Consider the following 22,807-nt stretch of genomic DNA (forward strand, 5'->3'; position numbering starts at 1 on the left):
AACTGCCGCATAGCTTGATCAAAATACAGGGAATAAAAGATGGCAAAGTTATGGTTAACCGATAAGAGCTACCCTATTTGGTCTTATCTGTTACGTATTATTTATTGGTTGCTTGCTATTTATCTATCGAGCTTGTTTTTACAGGCTTATGGTCAGGAAAGTTGGTCTAAAGTAGGGCTTATTGTGTTAAGTATTCTGTTTGTGATCATCTTTTTAGTGTTTGCTCGTTTGATTGACCGTTTTTTAAAGGTGACGGTAAAGGACTGATGCTACACTGAAAATAAGTTCTGTATTTATCTATTATTGAAAAAGAGGTGTTTATGCCAATTAAGAAAGTGCAATCCGAATTTGATAAGTTGTCAGAAGTATTAGCTGATGGTGTGGTGGCTGATGAATGTACCGCTGGAGAATTACAAAAAGTACATGATCAATTACAATTAGCTATCCGCTCTCGTGATCCAGCACAATTAATCAGAGATAAAAAAATAACCGAACAATTACTCATGTTTGAAGAAACCAATCCAGTGGTAGGTAAAGTGGTTAAAGATTTAATTAACGCTTTATCAGGAATGGGTATTTAATAAAATTTTGTAGTTACTCGGTCACACCAATACAAGCGAGTGCAATTTACTAAAATAAAGAGTTAATGCTCAGGGCTAATTTATTTATATAAGTTACTTATGTAAATTATTTAGATAGGTTATTTATGTTTAGCTCAAGGCTAAAAACCGCTATTTAAGTGAGCACGACACAAATTTTAGTTATAAAAAAACCGACACTAGGTCGGTTTTTTAATAAGCTTCATAAAGAGCAAATTCTTAAATAAGAATTAAAGCGCTTTAATTTTAGCAGAAAGACGACTTTTCTTACGAGCAGCCATGTTTTTGCTGATCAGACCTTTAGTTGCGTAAGCATCTAAAACTGATTGTAATTTAACGAACTCAGCCGTAGCTAGTTCTTTGTTTGCAGCTTCGATTGCAACAACAACTTTCTTGATGAAAGTACGCATCATTGTACGACGACTTGCATTATGTTTACGGCTTTTTTCAGATAATAAAGCACGTTTTTTAGCAGACTTGATATTAGCCAAGACCTTAACTCCTAAATTCTGTATAACAAGGGATAATCAAAGGTCGTGGAATATGCCCTGTAACACGTATATTGTCAAATGGTTTTTTATTAACCAATAAAAGAACTGGCAACAAACCAGGTGGATGGTTAAACTGCGCGCATTTTATACTCAACCCATTACAGATGCAAATTTAGAGTCGCATGATTGCTTGATATATCGGCAGTTAACGCTATTAAATTTAATTAAAAGGTGTATTTTAGCACCCTCATTAACATCTCTTAATTAATTGAGTTATATCTCATCCAAGCGCGTAGGAATTAAAGTGTGAGTAAAAAGCTAATAAAATCAGGTATGATCGTCAGTTCAATGACATTAATTTCGCGAGTTTTAGGGTTAGTCCGAGACATAGTAATCGCTAATTTAATGGGCGCGGGTGCCGCCGCTGATTTATTTTTCTTCGCGAATAAAATTCCAAATTTTTTACGTCGTTTATTTGCAGAGGGCGCATTTGCACAAGCTTTTGTTCCGGTATTAACTGAATATGAAAAAACACAATCACGTGATCAAGTAAAAGATCTGATTTCAGCGGTTTCAGGTACTTTAGGCACAATTGTGACTATTATTACTATTTTAGGTGTTTTAGGCTCCTCTGTTATCACTGCGTTGTTTGGTTTTGGTTGGTTTCTAGAGTGGTGGAACGGTGGCGCTGATGCGTTTAAGTTTGAACTTGCTTCGGATATGCTAAAAATTACTTTTCCTTATTTATGGTTTATTACTTTTACTGCACTTTCTGGTGCAATTCTTAATACGCTTGGTAAATTTGCAGTGGCCGCTTTTACACCGGTATTTTTAAATATCGCTATTATTGGCTGTGCTATTTTCCTTTCTCCACAACTTCAACAACCTGAAATCGGTTTAGCGGTTGGTGTGTTGTTAGGCGGTGCGATTCAGTTTTTCTTCCAAATTCCATTCTTGAAAAAAGAAAAATTATTAGTGAAACCTAGTTGGCAATGGCACCATCCTGGCGTGGTTAAAATAAGAACTTTGATGATACCTGCTTTGTTCGGGGTGTCTGTTAGCCAAATTAACTTATTATTAGATACTTTTATCGCTAGTTTTTTACAAACAGGCTCTATTAGTTGGTTATATTATTCAGACCGTTTATTAGAGTTCCCATTGGGTTTATTTGGCATCGCCATTGCTACGGTAATATTACCGAGTTTATCTTCCTCGCATGTTAATCAATCACCACAAGCTTTTGCTAAAACCATCGATTGGGGGATCCGCAGTGTATGTTTCTTAGGTTTTCCTGCCATGTTGGGCTTAATGGTGCTCGCTGAGCCTATGTTGCGTGTTTTATTTATGCGTGGTGAATTTGATATACAAGATGTCAGTATGTCAGCGATGAGTCTATGGGCTTACGCCAGTGGTTTATTAAGCTTTATGTTAGTGAAGGTACTCGCGCCAGGTTATTACTCTCGCCAGGATACAAAAACGCCGGTTAAATTCGGTATTATTGCGATGGTTAGTAATATGGTGTTGAATGTCATTTTTGCGATCCCATTTGGCTATGTAGGTTTAGCCATTGCGACATCATTATCTGCGACCTTAAATGCTGGATTATTATGGTTTGGTTTATATAAGGCCGGCGTTTATCAATTTCAGAAACAAAGTGTTGCGGTATTAGTACGTATCGTTTGTTCTGGTTTGGTGATGGCGGGAACCTTATTGCTATTCAGTCCTAACCTGACGACTTGGACAGAATTTAGCTTAATTGAAGCGTCGATACAGCTATTTGCTTTGATCATTGGCAGTGTGTTTGTTTATTTTGCGACTAATTTACTTTTGGGTTTACGACTGCACCATTTTAAAGTTAGTAAATAGAATTAATGTGAATTCTCTAAAATGAAAGCTGATTACTTTGCAACCTTAATATATAATCGCCTCTTTTGTATTTTCAATGTTCGCATTAACAGTTAATTAAGACATTATCATGGAATTAATACGCGGAATTCACAATCTACAACAGAACCAACAAGGTTGTGTGCTAAGCATCGGTAACTTTGATGGAATTCACCTTGGGCATAATGCGGTTTTATCGCGTTTGCTTGAAGAAGCCAAACGTTTGCAAGTGCCCGCGACGGTGATGACCTTTGAACCACAGCCTGCTGAGCTTTTTTCAGGTAAAAATGCCCCTGCACGCTTAAGTCGCTTACGTGATAAATTTGTACAACTTGATAAATTACACTTAGATCGCTTGTTATGTATTTCTTTTACGCATGAATTTGCTAACCTCAGTGCCGATGACTTCATTGAACAGTTATTAATTAAAAAGCTAAACGTAAAATTTTTAGTGATCGGTGATGATTTTCATTTTGGCTATCAACGTCTTGGTGATTTTTCACTATTACAGGAAGCCGGTAAGAAATACGGTTTTGAAGTTGTTGATACTAAAAGTTTGTCACAAGATGTTGGCCGAGTAAGCAGCACACGTATTCGAAGTGCATTGGCGAAAGGCAACCTGCAACAAGCCGAGCAAATGCTAGGTCGAAAATACAGTATTACAGGCCGTGTTGGACATGGCCGTAAGTTAGGTCGTACGATAGGCGTACCAACTGCCAATTTGTTTTTGAAACGTCGTGTTTCACCTGTATCAGGTGTTTTTGTCGTATCTGTACTGGGTATTGATGATACAGTTTATCGCGGTGTTGCTAACATTGGGCGTCGTCCTACTGTGCAGGGTGAAAGGCAACAATTAGAAGTACATATATTTGATTTCCAAGGCGACCTGTATGGCTGTCAGCTTGAAGTTTTACTTGAACATAAATTGCGTGATGAAGTGCGCTTTGATTCATTCGCAGAATTAAAAATACAAATAGATAAAGATATTCAGCAAGCTAGAGAATGGCATCTGCTTAATTAATAAATCGTTAGATGGAATAAAAACCGATGAGTGATTACAAAAGTACATTAAATTTACCAAAAACTGGTTTCCCGATGCGAGCAAACTTGGCGAATCGTGAGCCAAATATGCTTAAAAATTGGTACAAACAAGATCTTTACGGCAAGATCCGTGCGGCCAAAAAAGGTAAAAAAACATTCATTCTGCATGATGGACCTCCTTATGCAAATGGCGATATTCATATCGGTCACTCGGTTAATAAAATCCTGAAAGATATTATTGTTAAATCTAAAACGTTATCTGATTTTGATGCGCCTTACATTCCTGGTTGGGATTGTCATGGTTTACCTATTGAGCTCAAAGTAGAACAAAAACACGGTAAGCCAGGTAAAAAGCTAACTGCTGCAGAATTTCGTGTTAAGTGTCGTGAATATGCTGCTCGTCAGGTTGACGGCCAACGTAAGGACTTTAAACGTTTAGGTGTATTAGGTGAGTGGGATAACCCATACCTAACCATGAACTTTAAAACAGAAGCAAATATTGTTCGTGCGTTAGCTAGTATCATTAAAAATGATCATTTACACAAAGGCTCAAAACCCGTTCATTGGTGTACCGATTGTGGCTCTGCGCTAGCAGAAGCGGAAGTTGAGTACGAAGATAAATTATCACCAGCAATCGACGTTGCCTTTAATGCCGTTGATGTTGATGCAGTTTTAGCGTGTTTTGAAAAACAAGCTGATGATTTTGGTAATGGCGATATTTCTGCTGTTATTTGGACAACAACTCCTTGGACACTGCCTGCTAACCGTGCCATTGCACTTGCTGCAAAAGTTGAATACTCATTAGTACAAGCCGGTGAACGTCGTTTAATCTTAGCGACTGATTTAGTGGCTGACTGCATGACTCGTTACGGTATCGAAAACTTTACTACGTTAGCTATCACTAAAGGTGCGGAGCTAGAGAAACAGTTATTCCAACACCCATTCTTAGCGTTACAAGTGCCAGCGATTGTTGCTGACCATGTCACTATCGATGCGGGTACAGGTTGTGTTCATACTGCACCGGGTCATGGTCAAGACGATTACTCTGCGGGTTTAAAATACGAACTAGAAGTGGCTAATCCTGTTGGTGACAATGGTGTTTTCCGTGAAGACACTGAGTTCTTTGCAGGTTTGCATGTATTTAAAGCAAATGACAAAGTATTAGAAGTATTAAATGAGCGTAATGCTTTATTATATCACGTGAATATTAAACACAGCTACCCACATTGCTGGAGACACAAAACGCCTATTATCTTCCGAGCGACGCCACAATGGTTTATCTCTATGGATCAAAAAGGCTTACGTGATAGTGCATTATCAGAAATTAAAGACGTTAAATGGATCCCAAGCTGGGGCCAAAACCGTATTGAAAAAATGATTGAAGGTCGTCCAGACTGGTGTGTATCACGCCAACGTACTTGGGGTGTACCGATCACTTTATTTGTGAATAAAGAGACCGATGAATTGCATGAGAACTCTATTGAAATGATGGAGTTGATTGCACAAAAAATCGAAAAAGAAGGTATTCAAGCTTGGTTCGATTTAGAGCCTGAATCTATTTTAGGTTTTGAAGCTGAGCAGTTCCGCAAAGTGACCGATACACTAGATGTTTGGTTTGACTCTGGTACTACGCATGCTTCAGTAGTCGGTGTTCGCGAAGAATATAAGCAAGCAGATGGTTCTCAAGCGACGGCTGATTTGTATTTAGAAGGTTCTGATCAACATCGTGGTTGGTTCCAGTCTTCATTGTTAACTAGCACGGCAATCAACGGCGTAGCGCCATATAAAGAAGTATTAACACATGGTTTTGTGGTTGATGGCGATGGTAAAAAAATGTCTAAATCATTAGGCAACGTTATGTCTCCACAAACCGTGATGAATGATCTAGGCGCTGATATTTTGCGTTTATGGGTTGCTTCTACGGATTACACTGGCGAAATTACCGTTTCTGATGAAATCTTAAACCGTAGTGCCGATAGCTATCGTCGTATTCGTAATACTTCACGTTTCTTATTATCGAATTTAAATGGTTTCGATCCACAAACTGATTTAGTTGCGCCAGAAGAGATGGTGGCATTGGACCGCTGGATTGTTGCTAAAGCTCTAACGTTACAAAATGAAGTGATTGAAGCTTACGATAACTACAACTTACATGTTGTTTATCAGAAGCTAATGCACTTCTGTTCAATTGATTTAGGTAGTTTCTACTTAGATATTATTAAAGATCGTCAGTACACTGCTAAAACGGGCAGTAATGCTCATTTAAGCTGTCAAACTGCGCTGTATCATATTGTTGAATCTCTAGTACGTTTGATTGCGCCAATTCTAAGTTTCACTGCAGATGAAATCTGGGGCCGTTTACCGGGCGAGCGTAATGAATTTGTATTTACTGAAACTTGGTATGAAGGTTTGTTTGGTTTATCTGATAGCGAAGTGATCAGTAATGATAAATGGACTCAGCTGATTGCGATTCGTGCTGAAGCGAATAAAGCCTTAGAGCTGGCTCGTAAAGAAGCGGTGATTGGCGGTGGATTAGAAGCTGAAGTAACTTTGTATGCTTCCGATGAAATCAGTGCATTACTGAATACCCTAGAAGACGAATTACGTTTTGTACTAATTACTTCACAAGCTAGCGTTAAACCTTTTGCGGATGCGCCTGCTGATGCCGTTGCAACCGAATTAAAAGGCTTATCGGTACAAGTACAAAAAAGTGCTGCGGCTAAGTGTGATCGTTGTTGGCATCACCGTGAAGAAGTTGGCCAAAATGAGCTACATCCAGAATTATGTGGACGTTGTATTACTAACGTTGACGGTGAAGGTGAAACTCGCCAATTTGCTTAATAGGCAATAACATAAATTAATGCTTTTATATTAAATGCATTTTTACTAAACGCCTTAGTTATGAAAATGATTTAAGGCGTTTTTTTTAATCTTTGTCTTCACCATTATTTGGGAATATCAATGACACAGAAATCAACACCCTCTAACGTTAGTGTTCGTTCTGGTTTATCTTGTTTATGGTTAACTGTTGTGGTTTTAATTATTGATCAAGTAACTAAATATTTGACGATACAGATGTTAGATTTGTATGAATCCTATGAGGTTTTATCCTTCTTTAATTTTACCTATGCACGTAACTATGGCGCGGCTTTTAGCTTTTTAGGTGATGCGGGAGGGTGGCAGAAGTACTTATTCACGGCGATTGCTTTTGTAGTTTCTGCTTATCTTTTGTATTCAATGAAAACCACCAGTGCAACTCACCGCTGGATTAATAGTGCATATGCGCTTATTTTATCAGGTGCGATAGGCAATGTAATGGACCGTTTAATGTTTGGTTATGTGGTCGACTTTTTAGATTTTGACTTAGGTTTTTATCGTTGGCCAACGTTTAATGTGGCGGATATTGCTATTTTTATCGGTGCAGCCATGATTATTATTGATGCGCTATTGTGGGCTGAAAAACGCGAAGAAAGTGAAAAACAAGCAAATGAGAACAAATAAGGAATAACAACAATGACAGTAAAAATGGCCAACGAAACCGTCAATAATGGCAAAGTGATCACTGCAGATAGCGAAGTTTTAATGCATTTTTCAATTAAGCTTACAGATGGTTCTGCCGTTGATAGTACTAAGGTCGATAATAAGCCGGCTAAATTTGTAATGGGTGACGGTAGCTTAACACCGGGCTTTGAAGAATGTCTGTTAGGTTTGAGCGAAGGGGATTCTCAGAGTTTTACGCTTGCGCCTGAGTCTGCTTTTGGATTACCTAATCCAGATAACTTTCATTATATTGAACTTAGTAAATTCTCTGCCGATGTACCTGCAGAAATAGGGACTATTATTAGTTTCACGCAGCCAGACGGCAATGAAATTCCGGGGATTATTCGTGAAATAGTGGCGGATAGTGTGACCGTTGATTTTAACCACCCGTTAGCAGGACAAACAGTGACGTTTGAAGTTGACGTCTTAGAAGTTTTATAAATAATCTGAAATATTGAGAGCCTTATGAAAATTATTTTAGCTAACCCTCGTGGTTTTTGTGCTGGTGTACACCGTGCGATCAATATTGTTGAACGTGCATTAGAGCTTTTCCCTGCCCCTATTTATGTGCGCCATGAAGTGGTGCATAACCAATATGTGGTTGATGACTTAAAAGTGCGTGGTGCGGTATTTGTTGAAGAACTTGATGAAGTGCCGGACGATAATATCGTTATTTTTAGTGCGCACGGTGTTGCACAGAGTGTACGCGAAGAAGCAAAACGACGTGAATTGAAAGTATTTGATGCCACTTGTCCGTTAGTGACCAAAGTTCATATGGAAGTCACCCGTGCCAGTCGCCGTAATCAAGAATGCATTTTGATTGGACATCAAGGGCACCCAGAAGTGATCGGTACGATGGGGCAGTACGATAGTGAGGAAGGTGGTATTTATCTTGTCGAGTCACCTGAAGATGTGGCTTTACTGGAGGTAAAAAATCCAGCTAGCTTGTGTTATAGCTCTCAAACAACCTTGTCAGTTGATGATACCGCGCATGTTATTGATGCATTGCGGGTTAAATTCCCAAGTATCGAAGGGCCACGAAAAAATGATATTTGTTATGCCACTCAAAACCGACAGGATGCAGTTAAAGATCTCGCGGATAAAACAGATTTAGTGCTAGTTGTTGGCTCGACTAATTCATCTAATTCCAACCGCTTACGTGAAAAAGCAGCCAGTGTTGGTATCACATCATACTTAATTGATAATGAATTCGACATCAAAGATGAATGGTTTGAGAATGTACAAACAGTAGGCGTGACGGCGGGCGCATCAGCTCCTGATGTACTAGTACAAGCAGTTATTCGAAAGTTACAAAAAATAGGTGGAAATGTGGTTATTGAGAATCCAGGTGTAGAAGAAAACACGGTATTTGAAGTACCTGCAGAGTTACGTATTAAACAAATAGATTAATATTTTTTACTTGTTTGCATTTATTTAAAAAAACATCACATTTCATATAACACTTTTTAGGTATTTTAAGGTATTTAGACTAGTATAAATAATGACCTTGGTTGAGGTCATTATGTTCATCTATTTATTTTTATACTAAGGGTGTTATGACGCGTTTTACTACCCACAAAAAAGACCAAGGTTTTACCTTAGTTGAGCTCATTATAACCATTGCAATCGCAGCGATTCTGTTAAGTATTGTTGTGCCTTCGTTTGCTAACCTTATTGAATCAAGTAAAACACGTGCCACACGTGATGCATTAGTGAGTTCGATTTATAGCGGCAAAGAAAAAGCACAAAGCGAAGGTTTTTTTGTCTATCTATGTCCAACATCCGACGGCAGTACTTGTACTAGTGTTACCGATTGGGGAAGTGACTGGCTAGTTTATGAAGATAAAGATGCAAGTGCGACTTTAGATCTAAGCAATGGCGACATCATTGTTACCCATCTCACTTCTAAGACCAACTCAATAAAAAGTAATGTTGCTCAAATTAGGTTTGCTCCAACGGGGCATGCAACAGCAAACACATTTCAAATCTGTAGTAATCTCGATAATTCAGTTGTGTATCAAATTCAACTCAGTGTAATGGGCCGTGTTAGCTTTGCTAATGCTACGGGAAATTGCTCATGAGTGGTTATAAAGGTTTCACACTGATTGAGGTTTTGATTGCACTCATTATTGTTGCCGTCGGTGTACTTGGTCACGCTAAAATGCAGGCAAAATCAATGGACATGGCACAACGAGCTAGTTTTACACAAACGGCTAATATCGCGTTGACAGATTTAGCGCAAAGGCTTCGAGCAAACGCTGACCTTGCTCCTAGTTTCATTACAGATAACCTTTCTGGTAATGCCATTGTTGCCGCTAAAAATTGTTCTTTAGTGACCTGCTCCGACAGCGAGTTTGCAACGGCCGAATTAGCAGAATGGTTTAACCATCTACGAGGTAGCTTACCTTCTCCCAGTTTTTCTGTTGTTAATAACGGTAATGTTTACACCTTAACTTTAATTTGGGATGCGGCTAAAACAGGTGCAAGTAGCGCTGTGTGCGACGCTGGAAATCCTAATTCATACCAATGTGGGAGCCTAAGTATATGGATCCCTTAAGAAAATATAATCAAGGTTTTAGCTTAATTGAGCTGATGATTGCTATGGTCATTTCATTACTGATTGTTGCTGGGCTTTTTTATTCGGTGATGGGCGATATGCGTGCTTATGAATCTGTGCGTAGCACCCAAGCGTTAACGGCAAAAAGTAGAATGGCAGTGCAAACCATGCGCCTTTATATCCAACAAGCTGGGTTTAGAGATATCGCGACACTACGAAATAGCTCACCGTTTGGCGTCGGACTTTCTTCTGCTGGTGTGAATTGGATTTCAGGGCAAACGATACAAGGAATGACCGCTTCAACTGTGCTTACCGATGAAAAGGCAGGGTCTGATATTTTAGTGTTACGTTTTTTAGGATCTGCACAAAGTGGCGTTATTTCCTGTAATGGCAATGATGTTGGTAACAGTACTCTTCACGAGATCACCCTCTATGTAAATGCTAGTAATCAATTAGTCTGTCAGGATAAAGCTAATGCAGCGCTTATATTAGATGAAAATGTAGAGTTCTTAGAGTTGTTGTATGGCACAACAGATAACAGCACTCGTTATTTTACGGCTGCAACAATGACCGACTGGAATGCCATTAATCGTATTAAAATTGGCTTACTTTTATCACAAAATGTGTCTGCTCATGGCTTAATTAATAGCAACTCTTATAAACTTTTTAATCAAACGATCAGTTCCGCCAATGATACCAATTACCGATCTGTGGTGATGGAAACTGTGCTTATTAGAAATAAAGGTAATTAATATGAATAGTATATCGAAAAGAGGCCAGTATGGCGCCGCGTTAATTACGTCGTTATTGATGGTATTAGTGATCTCTATATTGGGAGTGGCTGTTAGCCAGCAAGTGATTGCTCTAAGAAGAGTAAGCTCTGTTAACTACGATCATGTATCCAGTGTTAATAATGCGGAGTCTGCACTATCGGAAGCGCATAAATTTATTCTATTTAACTATCTAGAACCTGAGAATCTCAAAGGGAACCTTGTTACTGATACCACGAGATCTGATAATTGGTGGCATCTAGAGAGTAATTGGCAAAATAAAAAAACAGTCAATAATGGTCTAGAAGGTTCCCCTGTTTATCTTCTGCAGGACGACGGTCTCGATGAAAGTTTAATGTTAGGTACAAATGCAATTCAGCGCCGCTTTTACCGTGTGACTGCAAAAGCACAGGGTAAAGGGCAAGCAGTAGCTTATTTACAAAGCTATTACGCAATACTGGAGTAATCAATAATGATAAAAGACAATACAAAGCGTAATACAAAATCAAGTGCCGGCTTTACTTTACTTGAGTTGATGGTGGTAATGGCGATTGTGGGGATTCTGGTGTCCATTGCTTACCCTAGTTATACAAGTGTTATGCAGAAAACTCGGCGCCAAGAGGCGGTACGTACATTACTAGAAGCTTCACAAATGATGGAAAGCGCTTACGCAATGAATTTTAATTACACTAGTGTCGTGTCAGGTGCTGCTATCACTTCATTTACCACCTCCGATGATTTTAGCCAATATTATAATTTAAGCGCATCATCGAGTAGCACTACGTTTACATTATCTGCGATACCTAAAAGCACACAGGCTAATGATGTCTGTGGCACATTAAAAATCACACAAACGGGCAGTACAACGGCAAGTACAAGCGAGTGTTGGTAATGAATGAGGACATTATGATGAAAAAATTATTAAACCGAAATATACCACCGGTAATGCAGTTATTATCATCAGCCCAGTTACTATCATCAACATTGCTAGTGTCATCAACACTGCTGCTGAGTGCAACGTCAGTCAATGCAGCTGATTTAGATTTAGCGACTAAGCCTCTTTATACGGGCACTACAGAATCACCAATGATGATGCTCGTGATGGGACGAGACCATACACTTTATTATGAAGCCTATAATGATGCATCCGACTTAAATGGTGATGGTATTCTCGATATTAAGTTTATGCCTGATTATGCCTATGAAGGGTATTTTGATTCTAGGTATTGTTATAAACCCGAGTCTAATATCTTTGTCCCGCAAAGGATTGCTGCTACCTGCACAGCATCTGAAGAATGGAGTGGCAACTTTCTTAACTATTTAACCATGACACGCATGGATGTACTGCGAAAAGTACTTTATGGTGGAACGCGTAGCACTGATGACGTAGATAAAACCATACTAGAACGTGTATTTATTCCACAAGACGCCCACAGTTGGGGTAAAGCCTATACCTCAATAGCTGTCGATGGTTATGATATTGCTGATTACGCGCCTTTGTCAGTGCCGGATTCAGGTAAGCAGCACTTTTTTGGCTCTGTGACTTATGGTGACTCCACCAAAAATCCAATTTTGCGAATACGCAAAAATGTAAATGACGACGTTTGGAACTGGGCTTCTTCGGGCCGGCCTGTTTTAAAAAAATCTGGAACAGATTATGTGGTAAGAGTTGAGATTTGTAAGGAGGGGTTTAGAGATAATTCTAATTGTAAGTTGTATCCCAATGGCAATTATAAACCAACTGGTCTATTGCATAATTACGGCGAACAAAACCAAATGCTGTTCGGCTTATTGACGGGAAGTTATAATAAAAATTTATCGGGTGGAGTACTCAGAAAAGCAATTGGCCAATTTTCTGCAGAAGTTAATGAACAAAATGGACAATATATAGAAGATTATAATGGCATCGTTGCAACGATTAATAAACTAAGGATTCATGGCTTTAATTCTGGCAATCAATCTTATAACAAAAATTGTGGTTGGATAACTGATGGCCCAATTTCCGATGGAAAATGTGCTTCTTGGGGTAATCCTACAGGCGAAATGCTCTATGAAGCAATGCGTTATTTTTCTGGTGTTGGAATTGCCAGTCCAAGTTATGAGACCTCTGGAAGTTACGATGAGGATATCGGTTTAACCGCACCTGCTTGGGATGACCCGTTTGCTAGTCGTGGTACGTGTGCCGATCCTAATGTACTTTTAATCAGTGATATAAATCCTTCCTATGATTCAGACCAATTACCCGGTGTTTATAGCGAATTTATAAAAAGTGCTAATAAAGATGAAGTTTATGAAGGAACAACCTTACCCAGCTTTAGTGTCACCGATTTACTTTCAATAATCTCTACTAATGAAAATAAAACATCTGGTCAGTTTTTTATTGGTCAATCACGGGTTGATAGCAATGGAGCTCCGACGGCTAAAGAAATAACAGGTCTTGGCCATGTGAGAGGACTTGCGCCAGCGGAACCAACTAAAAAGGGCAGTTATAGTTCATCTGCTGTGGCTTATTATGGGTATAATAATGATATTCATCTGACTAAAGATGGCACACAAAATGTGACTACTATGGTGGTTGCATTAGCGTCTACCTTACCGGAAATTAATGTTGAGGTAGGTGGTGAAATTATTAAAATAGTGCCTTTTGCTAAGTCAGTATTAGGGCCTAGTAGTTACCCTATTAAGTCTGATGAAGGTGAATATCAACCTACTAATACGATTGTTGATTGGTATGTTGAATCGATTAGTTCTACTAAAGGCATATTTCGTATCAACTTTGAAGATGTTGAGCAAGGTGCCGATCATGATATGGATATGATCGTTAAATATACCTATGAAGTGAAGGATACCCTTTGTAAAACATATGAAAATACTAATTGTATAGAAACAGCTAAAGGGGTTGAGATTACAATCGACTCGGTTTCTGCTTCCGGCAGTATTGACCAGCATGCAGGGTATGTTATTTCAGGTACAACTCAGGATAATACTTATTTAGAAGTTAAAGATAGAAATGGTAATGATGTTAAATATTATTTAGATACACCTACCTCAACTGATTTTAGAAATAGAAAAGAAAGTGGTAGCAATGAGAAATTAGGCTATTTGGCAACGAGGGTGTTTTTTCCAAGTGAAGCAAAAGCTGCTGATTTTTTACCTTCCCCCCTTTGGTATGCGGCTAAGTGGGGAGGGTTTTCAGATATTAATCATAACCAAAAACCAGACCTTATTAATGAATGGGATACGGATCAAAATGGCGACCCTGATAACTATTTTCCTGTTACCAATGCTGGCCAACTACAATATCAATTAGCTGCTGCCTTTGATTTAGCCTATGACGGCAATGTGGCCAGTACCTCTCCTGTTTTTTCGTCTAACTTTTTAAGGGTAGGCAGTTTGGTCTATCAAACTTCCTTTGAAGAAGCTGCTTGGAGCGGTGATGTTAAAGCTTATATTGCAAACACCAGTGGAGAGTACCCGTCAACGGCTTCATGGAGTGCTGCTGAACAGTTAGATGCAATGGATATTAGCACCCGTAAGATATTCTCTCGCCGTGACGACGCTACTGCTGGATCGCAAGGAACGGTATTTGAATTTATAGCCCCGAATAATAAAAATGAACTTGATAGTATTTTTACTACTGAACAATCGGATTTATTACTAGGTGACTTTACTAGTCCCGGTAATGCAGGAAATGGTCAAGGTCAGGGGCAAGGTTATATCGCTAACCAAGAGTTCGCTTATATTGAAGCTGCTATTAATTATATTCGTGGTGATCGAAGTCATGAGGCAGAAAATACTGATTATGAGTTTAGAGAACGTAATAGCAGACTAGGAGATATTATCTACTCCACTCCTTATAATGTTTCTATCGGTAAAGGGCATCAGGTTGAAGATGAAGTCTTAGTTTTTGGTGCTAATGATGGCATGGTGCATGTCGTTGATGCTAATAATGGTAAAGAGCTTGTCGCCTACATACCAAGCGGGATTTATAGCGCTTTAGGACAGCTTGTTGAACCGACTTATATTCATGAATATTCTACAGATGGCGGTATCACTGCTTATTCAGATGATGCCGACAAGATTGAGCTTACGATTGATGACGAAACAAAAGAAGTGGGCCGTACGACAGTCGTAGGTAGACTAGGTCTTGGTGCTAAAGGCCTTTATGCAATGGATGTATCTAAAGTTAAGTCCTCTAATGGCAACATGATGAAGTGGGAAATCACTACAGCTTCCACTGGGTTTGCAGGGATTGGTCATAGCATTGCTTCTCCCACTATCGTTAAATTACATAATGGAGAAACAGGCGTTATTTTTGAGAATGGCTTCAACTCAACGGATCCAAATGGGGCTATCTATATTGCTAATTTGACTACGGGTGCTTTAATCAAGAAACTTAGTGTGGGAAGTCAAACTGATCTAACTGGGGCTGGTAGACCTAATGCATTAGCACAACCCGCTATCATTGATAATAATGGAGATAGTATCGCTGATTATATCTATGCGGGGGATCTATTTGGCAATATGTGGGTGTTTGATATTAGTAATGAAAGCGTTACCGAGTGGGGCAATAAAAAAGATAGTGAGGATCCACTCTTTACGGCGCTTAGTCCAACTATGGATGGTATTAAATACCAGCCTCAATCTATTACAACACGTCCGTCTGTTGCTAGGCATCCAAGTGGTAGCGGTGTGATAGTTGCATTTGGTACGGGTAAGTATATTGAAAAAGGTGATACGGATATTGAAAACCAAGCAACACAAAGTTTTTATGCGATTGCCGATCATTTAGATACCGCAGTTGTTGGTGCAACAAGAACGTTAGGTGTATTTAGCACATTACAAAATCAAACAATTATAAAAGAAACGAGTACTAATCGAATATTATCAAGTAATCCAGTCGATTGGACTACTGTGAATGGATTTTATTTAGACCTGATTAATACCGAAGATGATGAATCAGGTGTTGCTAATACTAATAACTATGGTGAAAGGTTGATTGGGAATAGCTTAGTGTTTGCTAACAAAGTCAGTTTCACTACCTTAATGCCCAATCCTGATGTGTGTTCAGCTGGAGGAACAGGTTGGTACATGGAGTTAAACTTATATACAGGGCAAACTTGGAACTTAGGCACGACCAAGGTCGATGACCCTTTAACTGCAGAAGATGAATCGATTCCCGATGATAGCTCTAATCAGTTTTTAGATGGAGTAAGTAATGGTATGACGTCCGTAGTGTCTCCTAATATAGTCATTATTGAAAATGAAGATGGCACAACTACTGAAGTGCTGGGTTCTGATGAGGTTGCTTTGAAAACCTGTATTACATTAAGTACAGGCAAAGTTATTTGTTTTGACGATACAGCAATTGCAACAGGTCGCTTAAGTTGGAGACATTTATACTAACTTTAATGGTTATGCTTTAGCTGGGGAAAGCCGAGCTAAAGTAGGATTTAGGTTAAAAGTACTTTGATGGCATGTTTAATTTTGGGAGAGGCTTATCATAGAAGATAAGCTTTACCATTAGGTGGCTAATTTTAAATACAGTGAGGCAAGTTATATTCACGGTAAAAGTTTGTTTTTTATTGATTTATAATTAGTGTAATATCAATAGTGATATTAGCCTGTAGATTATTGGTGGAAATGAAAGTAAGTCAGCCATAAAATGATGACTGTTGCTTTAGCGATTGGCTTGATTATTAACGTGAATTTTAATAATCAAATACACTACTTTCATCCATTGTACTTTGAAATCAACCTTAAGAGTTTATTATGAAAAAAATAGAAGCAATTATTAAACCATTCAAAATGGACGATGTACGTGAAGCACTTGCAGAGATTGATGTGACAGGTATGACAGTATCAGAAGTAAAAGGTTTTGGCCGCCAAAAAGGGCATACTGAATTATACCGTGGTGCTGAGTACATGGTGGACTTTTTACCAAAAGTTAAAATTGAATTAGTAGTTAGAAAAGAAGATGTTGAGCGTTGTATTGAAGCGATCATGAGCACGGCTCAAACGGGTAAAATTGGTGACGGTAAGATTTTTGTTACTCCTGTAGAGCGAGTTATTCGTATCCGTACCGGTGAAGAAGACGGCGAAGCAGTTTAAACGATTTTTAAGTAATCGTTGATATAGCCGTTATGACAGTATTAAACTGATTTCTGTTAAATAACAAACAATAAAAAGGAGAACTAAGTTCTCCTTTTTATTGTTTGGACCCTATAAATAATCCTATATTACGCTGATTATTTACAAAGATTATTACCAGTCAAATACGCTCCAGCTTTCTGTGCGTTTTACCACTCGGCTATTTGGGTAATTAAGCTTTAATACCGCTAATGCATTCTTTTCTGGTTCTACTAACCCTAACTCCCTATAGGCAATGATCATGATCTCTAGGGCATCTTTTACAGATTCTGTATCAGGGTAGTTATTGAGAACAGTTTTACCACGGTTGATCGCTGCTATATAAGCTTCACGTTTGATATACCATTCAGCAATTGATATTTCATAACGTGCGACTCTATCTTTGATAAACACCATACGTTGGCGAGCATCTTTTGCATATTGGCTATTAGGGTAATACTTTAGAATGTGATTAAAGTCTTTAAAAGCACGTTGTGCATAACTTTGGTCACGATTAAAACGGTCCACACCAAATAGATTTTGGAAAAAGTGATCGTCAGAAGATAAGTTAGTTAGTCCACGCATATAATAAAGATAATCTAAATCTTTATGGGTTGGATTTAAACGAATAAACTTATCAATATTAGCTAATGCAAGCGCCATTTCATTACGTTTGTAATAAGCGTAAATAAGGTCTAATTGCACCTGTTCTGAGTGAGGTCCAAAAGGGTAGCGGCTATCTAGCGCTTCTAAAATGTCAGTGGCTTTTTCAAAGTTCGCTGTTTCTAGCGCTACAGAAGCCTCTTGATATAAAATGACAGGAGGTTTGTCAGCAATCTTTGGTTTATTGCTTTTTTTCGATGAACAGCCAGTAATAAAAATGGCAATGAAAAAACTGGTCGTTATTAGTCTAAGGATCTTATTCATAAGTGTTATAATGTCGGCCAATATTAAAAAGTACAGTATCGGCTATCGCCGAAAGAAATAAAAGTAAAAAAAGATAAAATGTGACAAGATAAGTCTGTCTGACAAAATACTTTTTAAAAATCAATTACAACAGCACAAAATTACAAGAAGAGAGCATTATGAGCCAAGCATTAAACCTATCTGCAGAAGTAACAGATGAACAGTTAGGATTTCGATTAGACCAAGCGGTTGCCGCATTGTTCCCAGATTATTCGCGTTCTCGTATAAAAGAATGGATATTAGCGGGCCTGGTACAAATTGATGGCACTGTCTCTTCTACTCCTCGTGAAAAAGTATTTACGGGTCAGATGCTAGAAGTTAACGCAGTATTGAAAGATGAAGTCACCTTTGTTGCACAAAAAATTGAAATTGATATCGTTTATGAAGACGAAGATATTTTAGTGATCAATAAACCTGCTGGGTTAGTTGTTCACCCGGGTGCAGGTAATGCAAGTGGCACATTATTAAATGCATTGTTATACCATTACCCAAGTATTGCTGAAGTACCACGTGCTGGTATCGTACATCGATTAGATAAAGAAACATCAGGATTGATGGTAGTAGCAAAAAATGTTCCTGCACAAACTCATTTAGTGATGAACTTGCAAGCACGCCAGATGACACGTGAATATGATGCGATTGCCTCGGGATGTTTTACCGCTGGTGGTAAAGTAGATGCGCCTATTGGTCGTGATAAAGTACACCGCACTAAAATGGCCGTTAACCATACGGGAGGCAAAGATGCGATCACGCATTATCGTATTGCTGAAAAGTATCGTGCACATACACGTTTACGTTTGCGTTTAGAAACTGGACGTACTCACCAAATTCGTGTGCATATGATGTCTATCGGCCATGTATTGGCGGGTGACCCTGTCTATGGTGGTCGTCCTCGTCCACCTAAAGGCGCTTCTGAAAAATTAAGTGAAGCATTACGTGGATTTAGACGCCAAGCACTACATGCGACTATGTTACGTCTTGAGCATCCAATTACCGGTGAAGAGATGGAATGGCACGCTGAACCACCTGAAGATTTTAAAGTGTTAGCGGCTGCGTTACGTGCGGATACTATTTCGCATGAAAACGAATTAGATTTATAGTTTATTATAGTTTACTTAGATGCAATTAATTAAACCTAATTGGGCAGCCCCTGCCCATATTCACGCTTACTCAACTACTCGCTTAGGTGGGAGTAGTGAAGGTGAATTTTTAGGTTTGAATCTGGCTACGCACGTTGCGGATCTTGAGCTGCATGTATTAAAAAATCGTGCATTACTCACAGAATATTTACTCGTTAATGAACAACTACACGCTCCTGATTTTTGTTGGTTAAATCAGACTCATAGTCATGATTTAATAAAATTATCAGCCACAACAGCGCAAGCAATTAATGCCGATGCAAGTTGGACTAATAATAACGAAAGAACTTGTGTGGTGATGACTGCGGATTGTTTACCTGTGCTAGTGACAGATAAGCAGGGCAGTTTTGTTGCGGCTATCCATGCCGGATGGCGTGGATTATGTGATGGTATTATTGAAAACAGTATTGAACATATTTGCAATACGTTATCAGTCAAACCCGATCAACTATTAGTATGGTTAGGTCCCTGTATTGGGCCTACTGCCTTTGAAGTTGGTGATGAAGTTCGAGCGCAGTTTGTTCAACAAAATGCACAAGCAAGTGAAGCTTTTGTCGCGTCTAACGATAAATGGTTAGCTAATTTGCATCTCCTAGCCAAGTTACGTTTAACAAAATTTACAGGTATTACTATTACAGAAAGTGATTTGTGTACCTTTAACGATGCAGAGTTATTTTACTCATATCGTCGAGATGGCAGAACAGGTCGTCTTGCTTCTTTTATCTGGATTGATTAAAACTAAAAATAGTTGCGATGCTTTTATCGAGCTGTAGTTATTGAAGCTTCATTTATTAGAACTTCAATTATTGCAATTTTACATGTTGAAATGGCAGTTATCCTCCCTCAGTTTTATATCTAATCTTAAATTCCCTAATCTACTCTTAGAAACAACCCTCTTATAATTAATTCTCTAACATTTAATTTATAAATATATTCTTTTTTATTCATTATTTTATCTTTCCTACCTTGAAATAATTCTCTTTACCCCCATCTTTTATAGGGTAAACATTTCAGGAGAATCATCATGCGTTTAGATAAATTAACTAGCAAATTTCAATTGGCATTATCCGATGCTCAATCTATTGCTTTAGGCCGTGATCACCAATATATCGAAGCGACACATGTCTTGTTAGCAATGCTTAATCAAGACGGTGGCGCAATCCGCGGTATTTTGTCTGATCTTGAAATTAACATTAACCTAATGCGTTCACAGCTATCTGCAATGTTAGATAGAATGCCCAAAGTATCTGGTATTGGAGGCGAAATACAGCTCTCTAATCAGTTGGGTATTACCTTTAATTTATGTGATAAGTATGCGCAAAAAGCAAAAGATAAATTTATTTCATCGGAAATTTTCTTAGTCGCCGTTTGTGAAGATAAAGGTGAACTAGGAAAAGTGTTAAATAAACTTGGCTTAACAAAAAGCAAAGTTGAAAGTTCTTTAAAGAAAATCCGTCAAGGTCAAACTGTTACTGACGTTAATGGAGACGGCCCTGAACAAGCCCTAGAAAAATATACCATCGATTTAACCGAGCGTGCTGCGGCAGGTAAACTAGACCCAGTAATTGGACGTGACGATGAAGTACGTCGCATGGTACAAGTGCTACAGCGTAGAACTAAAAATAACCCCGTGATCATCGGTGAACCAGGTGTCGGTAAAACGGCTATTGTTGAAGGTTTAGCGCAACGTATTGTGAACGGTGAAGTACCGGAAGGTTTGAAAAATAAACGCGTTTTATCATTGGATATGGGCTCGCTTATTGCGGGTGCCAAATATCGAGGTGAGTTTGAAGAGCGTTTAAAAGCAGTGTTAGCGGAGCTAAACAAAGAAGAAGGGCAAATCATCTTATTTATCGATGAATTGCATACTATGGTAGGTGCTGGTAAAGGCGATGGCGCTATGGATGCGAGTAATATGCTTAAGCCTGCGTTAGCGCGAGGAGAGCTTCATTGTGTTGGCGCGACTACGTTAAATGAGTATCGTCAGTATATTGAAAAAGATGCGGCACTAGAGCGTCGTTTCCAAAAAGTACAAGTTGATGAACCAACGGTTGAAGATACGATCGCGATATTACGTGGTTTAAAAGAGCGTTACGAATTACATCATCAAGTTGAAATAACGGATCCTGCGATTGTGGCTGCGGCGACGTTATCACATCGTTATATCTCTGACCGCCAATTACCCGACAAAGCCATTGATTTAATTGATGAAGCTGCGTCTAGCATTCGCTTACAAATGGACTCTAAACCTGAAAGTTTAGATAAATTAGGGCGTAAAATTATTCAGCTAACCGTAGAGCAAAAGTCACTGCAGAATGCTACCGATGAAGCCAGTGTGAAACGGTTAAATGATATAGACCAGACCTTAAGAATTAAAGGCAAAGAATATAAGTCTTTAGATGAAGTGTGGAAAACAGAAAAAGCAGCGCTATCTGGTACGCAAAATATCAAGCAAGCTTTAGAGCAAGCGCGCATGGATTTAGAAGTCGCTAGCCGCGCGGCTGATTTAACACGTATGTCTGAACTTCAATATGGACGTATTCCTGATTTAGAAAAACAATTAGATTTAGCATCTCAAGCTGAAATGCAAGAGATGACATTGTTAAAACACTCTGTCACAGAGAATGAAATTGCGGATATTCTATCGCACTGGACCGGCATTCCTGTGTCTAAAATGCTTGAAGGCGAGCGTGATAAATTATTGAAAATGGAAAAACATCTTCATTCTCAAGTAGTTGGGCAAAATGAGGCGATTGACGCTATTGCAAATGCAATCAGACGTAGCCGTGCTGGGTTAAGTGATCCTGACCGTCCTATTGGGTCTTTCTTGTTCTTAGGTCCTACTGGGGTCGGTAAAACCGAATCTTGTAAGGCGCTTGCTAACTTCTTATTTGATAGCGTCGATAATATGGTGCGTATTGATATGTCCGAGTTTATGGAGAAACACTCTGTATCTCGTTTAGTCGGTGCTCCTCCAGGTTACGTGGGGTATGAAGAGGGCGGTTACTTAACGGAAGCGGTACGCCGTAAACCTTACTCTGTTATTTTATTGGATGAAATAGAGAAAGCACATCCTGATGTCTTTAATATTTTATTACAGGTGTTGGATGATGGGCGTTTAACCGATGGGCAAGGACGAACCGTTGATTTCCGTAATACGGTGATCATCATGACCTCCAACATAGGTTCTGAGATCATTCAAGAAGCGTTCCCTCGTGCTTCCTATGACGAAGTTAAAAATACTTTGCTAGGTGTGTTAGCGAAACAATTTAAACCAGAATTTTTGAATCGTATTGATGAAACGGTCGTGTTCCACCCATTAAGTGAAAAACACATTAAATCAATCGCAACGATTCAATTACACGCATTACAGACGCGTCTTAAAGCAAGGGATTACCACCTAACGTTTAATGATGCATCGATTGAATTTTTGGTTAGCGCTGGATATGACCCTGCATATGGTGCTCGTCCATTAAAAAGAGCGGTGCAACAGTTACTAGAGAATGCATTGGCACAGAAAATATTATCGGGAGAGTTAACCACGGGTAGTAACATATTGGCAGACGTTGAAGAGGGGAAAATAGTGTTTGTGCAACAATAATGTACAGTCATTTTTTTACTGAACTAACTCATATTGAATGCATTGCACAGTGAAAGCTCTGTGAATGTACAATGACTGAAAGCAAAATAG

At 38.8% G+C, this 22,807-nt stretch carries 20 protein-coding genes; 18 read left to right on the forward strand and 2 right to left on the reverse strand.

Going from position 1 to position 22,807, the window contains the following annotated elements; translation table 11 throughout:
• Positions 1 to 39 precede the first annotated feature (39 nt).
• Both H592_RS0102220 and H592_RS0102225 read left to right on the forward strand, forming a co-directional pair.
• Positions 40 to 267, forward strand: a complete 228-nt coding sequence (locus H592_RS0102220) for a hypothetical protein (RefSeq protein ID WP_028867307.1) — start codon at positions 40 to 42, stop codon at positions 265 to 267.
• 53 nt (positions 268 to 320) lie between these two features.
• Positions 321 to 581 carry a DUF4404 family protein gene (locus tag H592_RS0102225; protein WP_028867308.1) on the forward strand — a complete coding sequence of 87 codons (261 nt, stop codon included), beginning with the start codon at positions 321 to 323 and terminating at the stop codon, positions 579 to 581.
• A gap of 248 nt (positions 582 to 829) precedes the next feature.
• Here H592_RS0102225 and rpsT read toward each other — a convergent pair whose 3' ends face one another.
• Positions 830 to 1,090, reverse strand: coding sequence for a 30S ribosomal protein S20 (gene rpsT, locus H592_RS0102230; RefSeq protein ID WP_028867309.1), 261 nt, complete (start codon positions 1,088 to 1,090; stop codon positions 830 to 832).
• Between the two features lie 306 nt (positions 1,091 to 1,396).
• On the opposite strand from rpsT, the gene murJ reads away from it, so the two are divergent.
• The 13 genes from murJ to H592_RS0102295 all read left to right on the forward strand — a co-directional run bounded on the left by murJ (position 1,397) and on the right by H592_RS0102295 (position 16,993).
• A complete protein-coding gene (gene murJ, locus H592_RS0102235) occupies positions 1,397 to 2,956 on the forward strand; it encodes a murein biosynthesis integral membrane protein MurJ (RefSeq protein WP_028867310.1) in 1,560 nt (519 codons plus the stop codon).
• Between the two features lie 109 nt (positions 2,957 to 3,065).
• Positions 3,066 to 3,995, forward strand: a complete 930-nt coding sequence (gene ribF, locus H592_RS0102240) for a bifunctional riboflavin kinase/FAD synthetase (RefSeq protein ID WP_028867311.1) — start codon at positions 3,066 to 3,068, stop codon at positions 3,993 to 3,995.
• Between the two features lie 26 nt (positions 3,996 to 4,021).
• Positions 4,022 to 6,856, forward strand: a complete 2,835-nt coding sequence (gene ileS / locus H592_RS0102245; RefSeq protein WP_028867312.1) for an isoleucine--tRNA ligase — start codon at positions 4,022 to 4,024, stop codon at positions 6,854 to 6,856.
• Positions 6,857 to 6,976: 120 nt separating this feature from the next.
• A complete protein-coding gene (gene lspA, locus H592_RS0102250; RefSeq protein WP_028867313.1) occupies positions 6,977 to 7,516 on the forward strand; it encodes a signal peptidase II in 540 nt (179 codons plus the stop codon).
• A 12-nt stretch (positions 7,517 to 7,528) separates the two neighbouring features.
• Positions 7,529 to 7,996 (forward strand): FKBP-type peptidyl-prolyl cis-trans isomerase, encoded by a 468-nt coding sequence (gene fkpB / locus H592_RS0102255; RefSeq protein ID WP_245600351.1) that lies wholly within the window; start codon positions 7,529 to 7,531, stop codon positions 7,994 to 7,996.
• 24 nt (positions 7,997 to 8,020) lie between these two features.
• Positions 8,021 to 8,965, forward strand: a complete 945-nt coding sequence (ispH, locus tag H592_RS0102260; RefSeq protein ID WP_028867315.1) for a 4-hydroxy-3-methylbut-2-enyl diphosphate reductase — start codon at positions 8,021 to 8,023, stop codon at positions 8,963 to 8,965.
• A gap of 146 nt (positions 8,966 to 9,111) precedes the next feature.
• The gene (locus H592_RS0102265; RefSeq protein WP_028867316.1) at positions 9,112 to 9,636 is read left to right on the forward strand and encodes a GspH/FimT family pseudopilin; all 525 of its coding nucleotides are present in this window, start codon (positions 9,112 to 9,114) and stop codon (positions 9,634 to 9,636) included.
• Complete coding sequence (gene pilV, locus H592_RS0102270) at positions 9,633 to 10,112, forward strand: type IV pilus modification protein PilV (RefSeq protein ID WP_028867317.1); 480 nt, start codon at positions 9,633 to 9,635, stop codon at positions 10,110 to 10,112. Before H592_RS0102265 ends, pilV begins: the two co-directional genes overlap by 4 nt.
• Positions 10,100 to 10,864: a PilW family protein gene (locus H592_RS0102275; protein WP_028867318.1), complete on the forward strand. Its 765-nt coding sequence runs from the start codon at positions 10,100 to 10,102 to the stop codon at positions 10,862 to 10,864. The genes pilV and H592_RS0102275 overlap by 13 nt, the downstream gene beginning before the upstream one ends.
• A 1-nt stretch (position 10,865) precedes the next feature.
• The gene (locus H592_RS0102280) at positions 10,866 to 11,348 is read left to right on the forward strand and encodes a pilus assembly PilX family protein (RefSeq protein ID WP_028867319.1); all 483 of its coding nucleotides are present in this window, start codon (positions 10,866 to 10,868) and stop codon (positions 11,346 to 11,348) included.
• Positions 11,349 to 11,354: 6 nt separating this feature from the next.
• Positions 11,355 to 11,774 carry a type IV pilin protein gene (locus tag H592_RS0102285; protein WP_037070776.1) on the forward strand — a complete coding sequence of 140 codons (420 nt, stop codon included), beginning with the start codon at positions 11,355 to 11,357 and terminating at the stop codon, positions 11,772 to 11,774.
• Positions 11,775 to 11,791: 17 nt separating this feature from the next.
• A complete protein-coding gene (locus tag H592_RS21360; RefSeq protein WP_169727634.1) occupies positions 11,792 to 16,288 on the forward strand; it encodes a pilus assembly protein in 4,497 nt (1,498 codons plus the stop codon).
• Positions 16,289 to 16,654: 366 nt separating this feature from the next.
• A complete protein-coding gene (locus H592_RS0102295; protein ID WP_028867321.1) occupies positions 16,655 to 16,993 on the forward strand; it encodes a P-II family nitrogen regulator in 339 nt (112 codons plus the stop codon).
• A gap of 153 nt (positions 16,994 to 17,146) precedes the next feature.
• Here H592_RS0102295 and H592_RS0102300 read toward each other — a convergent pair whose 3' ends face one another.
• Positions 17,147 to 17,938 (reverse strand): outer membrane protein assembly factor BamD, encoded by a 792-nt coding sequence (locus tag H592_RS0102300; protein ID WP_028867322.1) that lies wholly within the window; start codon positions 17,936 to 17,938, stop codon positions 17,147 to 17,149.
• A 158-nt stretch (positions 17,939 to 18,096) separates the two neighbouring features.
• On the opposite strand from H592_RS0102300, the gene rluD reads away from it, so the two are divergent.
• The 3 genes from rluD to clpB all read left to right on the forward strand — a co-directional run bounded on the left by rluD (position 18,097) and on the right by clpB (position 22,717).
• Positions 18,097 to 19,077 (forward strand): 23S rRNA pseudouridine(1911/1915/1917) synthase RluD, encoded by a 981-nt coding sequence (rluD, locus tag H592_RS0102305; protein WP_028867323.1) that lies wholly within the window; start codon positions 18,097 to 18,099, stop codon positions 19,075 to 19,077.
• A 19-nt stretch (positions 19,078 to 19,096) separates the two neighbouring features.
• Positions 19,097 to 19,852 (forward strand): peptidoglycan editing factor PgeF, encoded by a 756-nt coding sequence (gene pgeF / locus H592_RS0102310; RefSeq protein WP_028867324.1) that lies wholly within the window; start codon positions 19,097 to 19,099, stop codon positions 19,850 to 19,852.
• A 288-nt stretch (positions 19,853 to 20,140) separates the two neighbouring features.
• Complete coding sequence (gene clpB / locus H592_RS0102315) at positions 20,141 to 22,717, forward strand: ATP-dependent chaperone ClpB (protein WP_028867325.1); 2,577 nt, start codon at positions 20,141 to 20,143, stop codon at positions 22,715 to 22,717.
• The last annotated feature ends 90 nt before the right edge of the window (positions 22,718 to 22,807 follow it).

Source organism: Psychromonas arctica DSM 14288 (assembly GCF_000482725.1).
GTDB classification, from domain to species: domain Bacteria; phylum Pseudomonadota; class Gammaproteobacteria; order Enterobacterales; family Psychromonadaceae; genus Psychromonas; species Psychromonas arctica.

What these genes read in the sequence shown, in the direction of transcription:
- H592_RS0102220 (WP_028867307.1), top strand. Translation starts at nt 40, where the DNA reads ATGGCAAAGTTATGGTTAACCGATAAGAGCTACCCTATTTGGTCTTAT.
- H592_RS0102225 (WP_028867308.1), top strand. Translation starts at nt 321, where the DNA reads ATGCCAATTAAGAAAGTGCAATCCGAATTTGATAAGTTGTCAGAAGTA.
- ribF (WP_028867311.1), top strand. Translation starts at nt 3,066, where the DNA reads ATGGAATTAATACGCGGAATTCACAATCTACAACAGAACCAACAAGGT.
- ileS (WP_028867312.1), top strand. Translation starts at nt 4,022, where the DNA reads ATGAGTGATTACAAAAGTACATTAAATTTACCAAAAACTGGTTTCCCG.
- lspA (WP_028867313.1), top strand. Translation starts at nt 6,977, where the DNA reads ATGACACAGAAATCAACACCCTCTAACGTTAGTGTTCGTTCTGGTTTA.
- fkpB (WP_245600351.1), top strand. Translation starts at nt 7,529, where the DNA reads ATGACAGTAAAAATGGCCAACGAAACCGTCAATAATGGCAAAGTGATC.
- ispH (WP_028867315.1), top strand. Translation starts at nt 8,021, where the DNA reads ATGAAAATTATTTTAGCTAACCCTCGTGGTTTTTGTGCTGGTGTACAC.
- H592_RS0102265 (WP_028867316.1), top strand. Translation starts at nt 9,112, where the DNA reads ATGACGCGTTTTACTACCCACAAAAAAGACCAAGGTTTTACCTTAGTT.
- pilV (WP_028867317.1), top strand. Translation starts at nt 9,633, where the DNA reads ATGAGTGGTTATAAAGGTTTCACACTGATTGAGGTTTTGATTGCACTC.
- H592_RS0102275 (WP_028867318.1), top strand. Translation starts at nt 10,100, where the DNA reads ATGGATCCCTTAAGAAAATATAATCAAGGTTTTAGCTTAATTGAGCTG.
- H592_RS0102280 (WP_028867319.1), top strand. Translation starts at nt 10,866, where the DNA reads ATGAATAGTATATCGAAAAGAGGCCAGTATGGCGCCGCGTTAATTACG.
- H592_RS0102285 (WP_037070776.1), top strand. Translation starts at nt 11,355, where the DNA reads ATGATAAAAGACAATACAAAGCGTAATACAAAATCAAGTGCCGGCTTT.
- H592_RS21360 (WP_169727634.1), top strand. Translation starts at nt 11,792, where the DNA reads ATGAAAAAATTATTAAACCGAAATATACCACCGGTAATGCAGTTATTA.
- H592_RS0102295 (WP_028867321.1), top strand. Translation starts at nt 16,655, where the DNA reads ATGAAAAAAATAGAAGCAATTATTAAACCATTCAAAATGGACGATGTA.
- H592_RS0102300 (WP_028867322.1), bottom strand. Translation starts at nt 17,938, where the DNA reads ATGAATAAGATCCTTAGACTAATAACGACCAGTTTTTTCATTGCCATT.
- rluD (WP_028867323.1), top strand. Translation starts at nt 18,097, where the DNA reads ATGAGCCAAGCATTAAACCTATCTGCAGAAGTAACAGATGAACAGTTA.
- pgeF (WP_028867324.1), top strand. Translation starts at nt 19,097, where the DNA reads ATGCAATTAATTAAACCTAATTGGGCAGCCCCTGCCCATATTCACGCT.
- clpB (WP_028867325.1), top strand. Translation starts at nt 20,141, where the DNA reads ATGCGTTTAGATAAATTAACTAGCAAATTTCAATTGGCATTATCCGAT.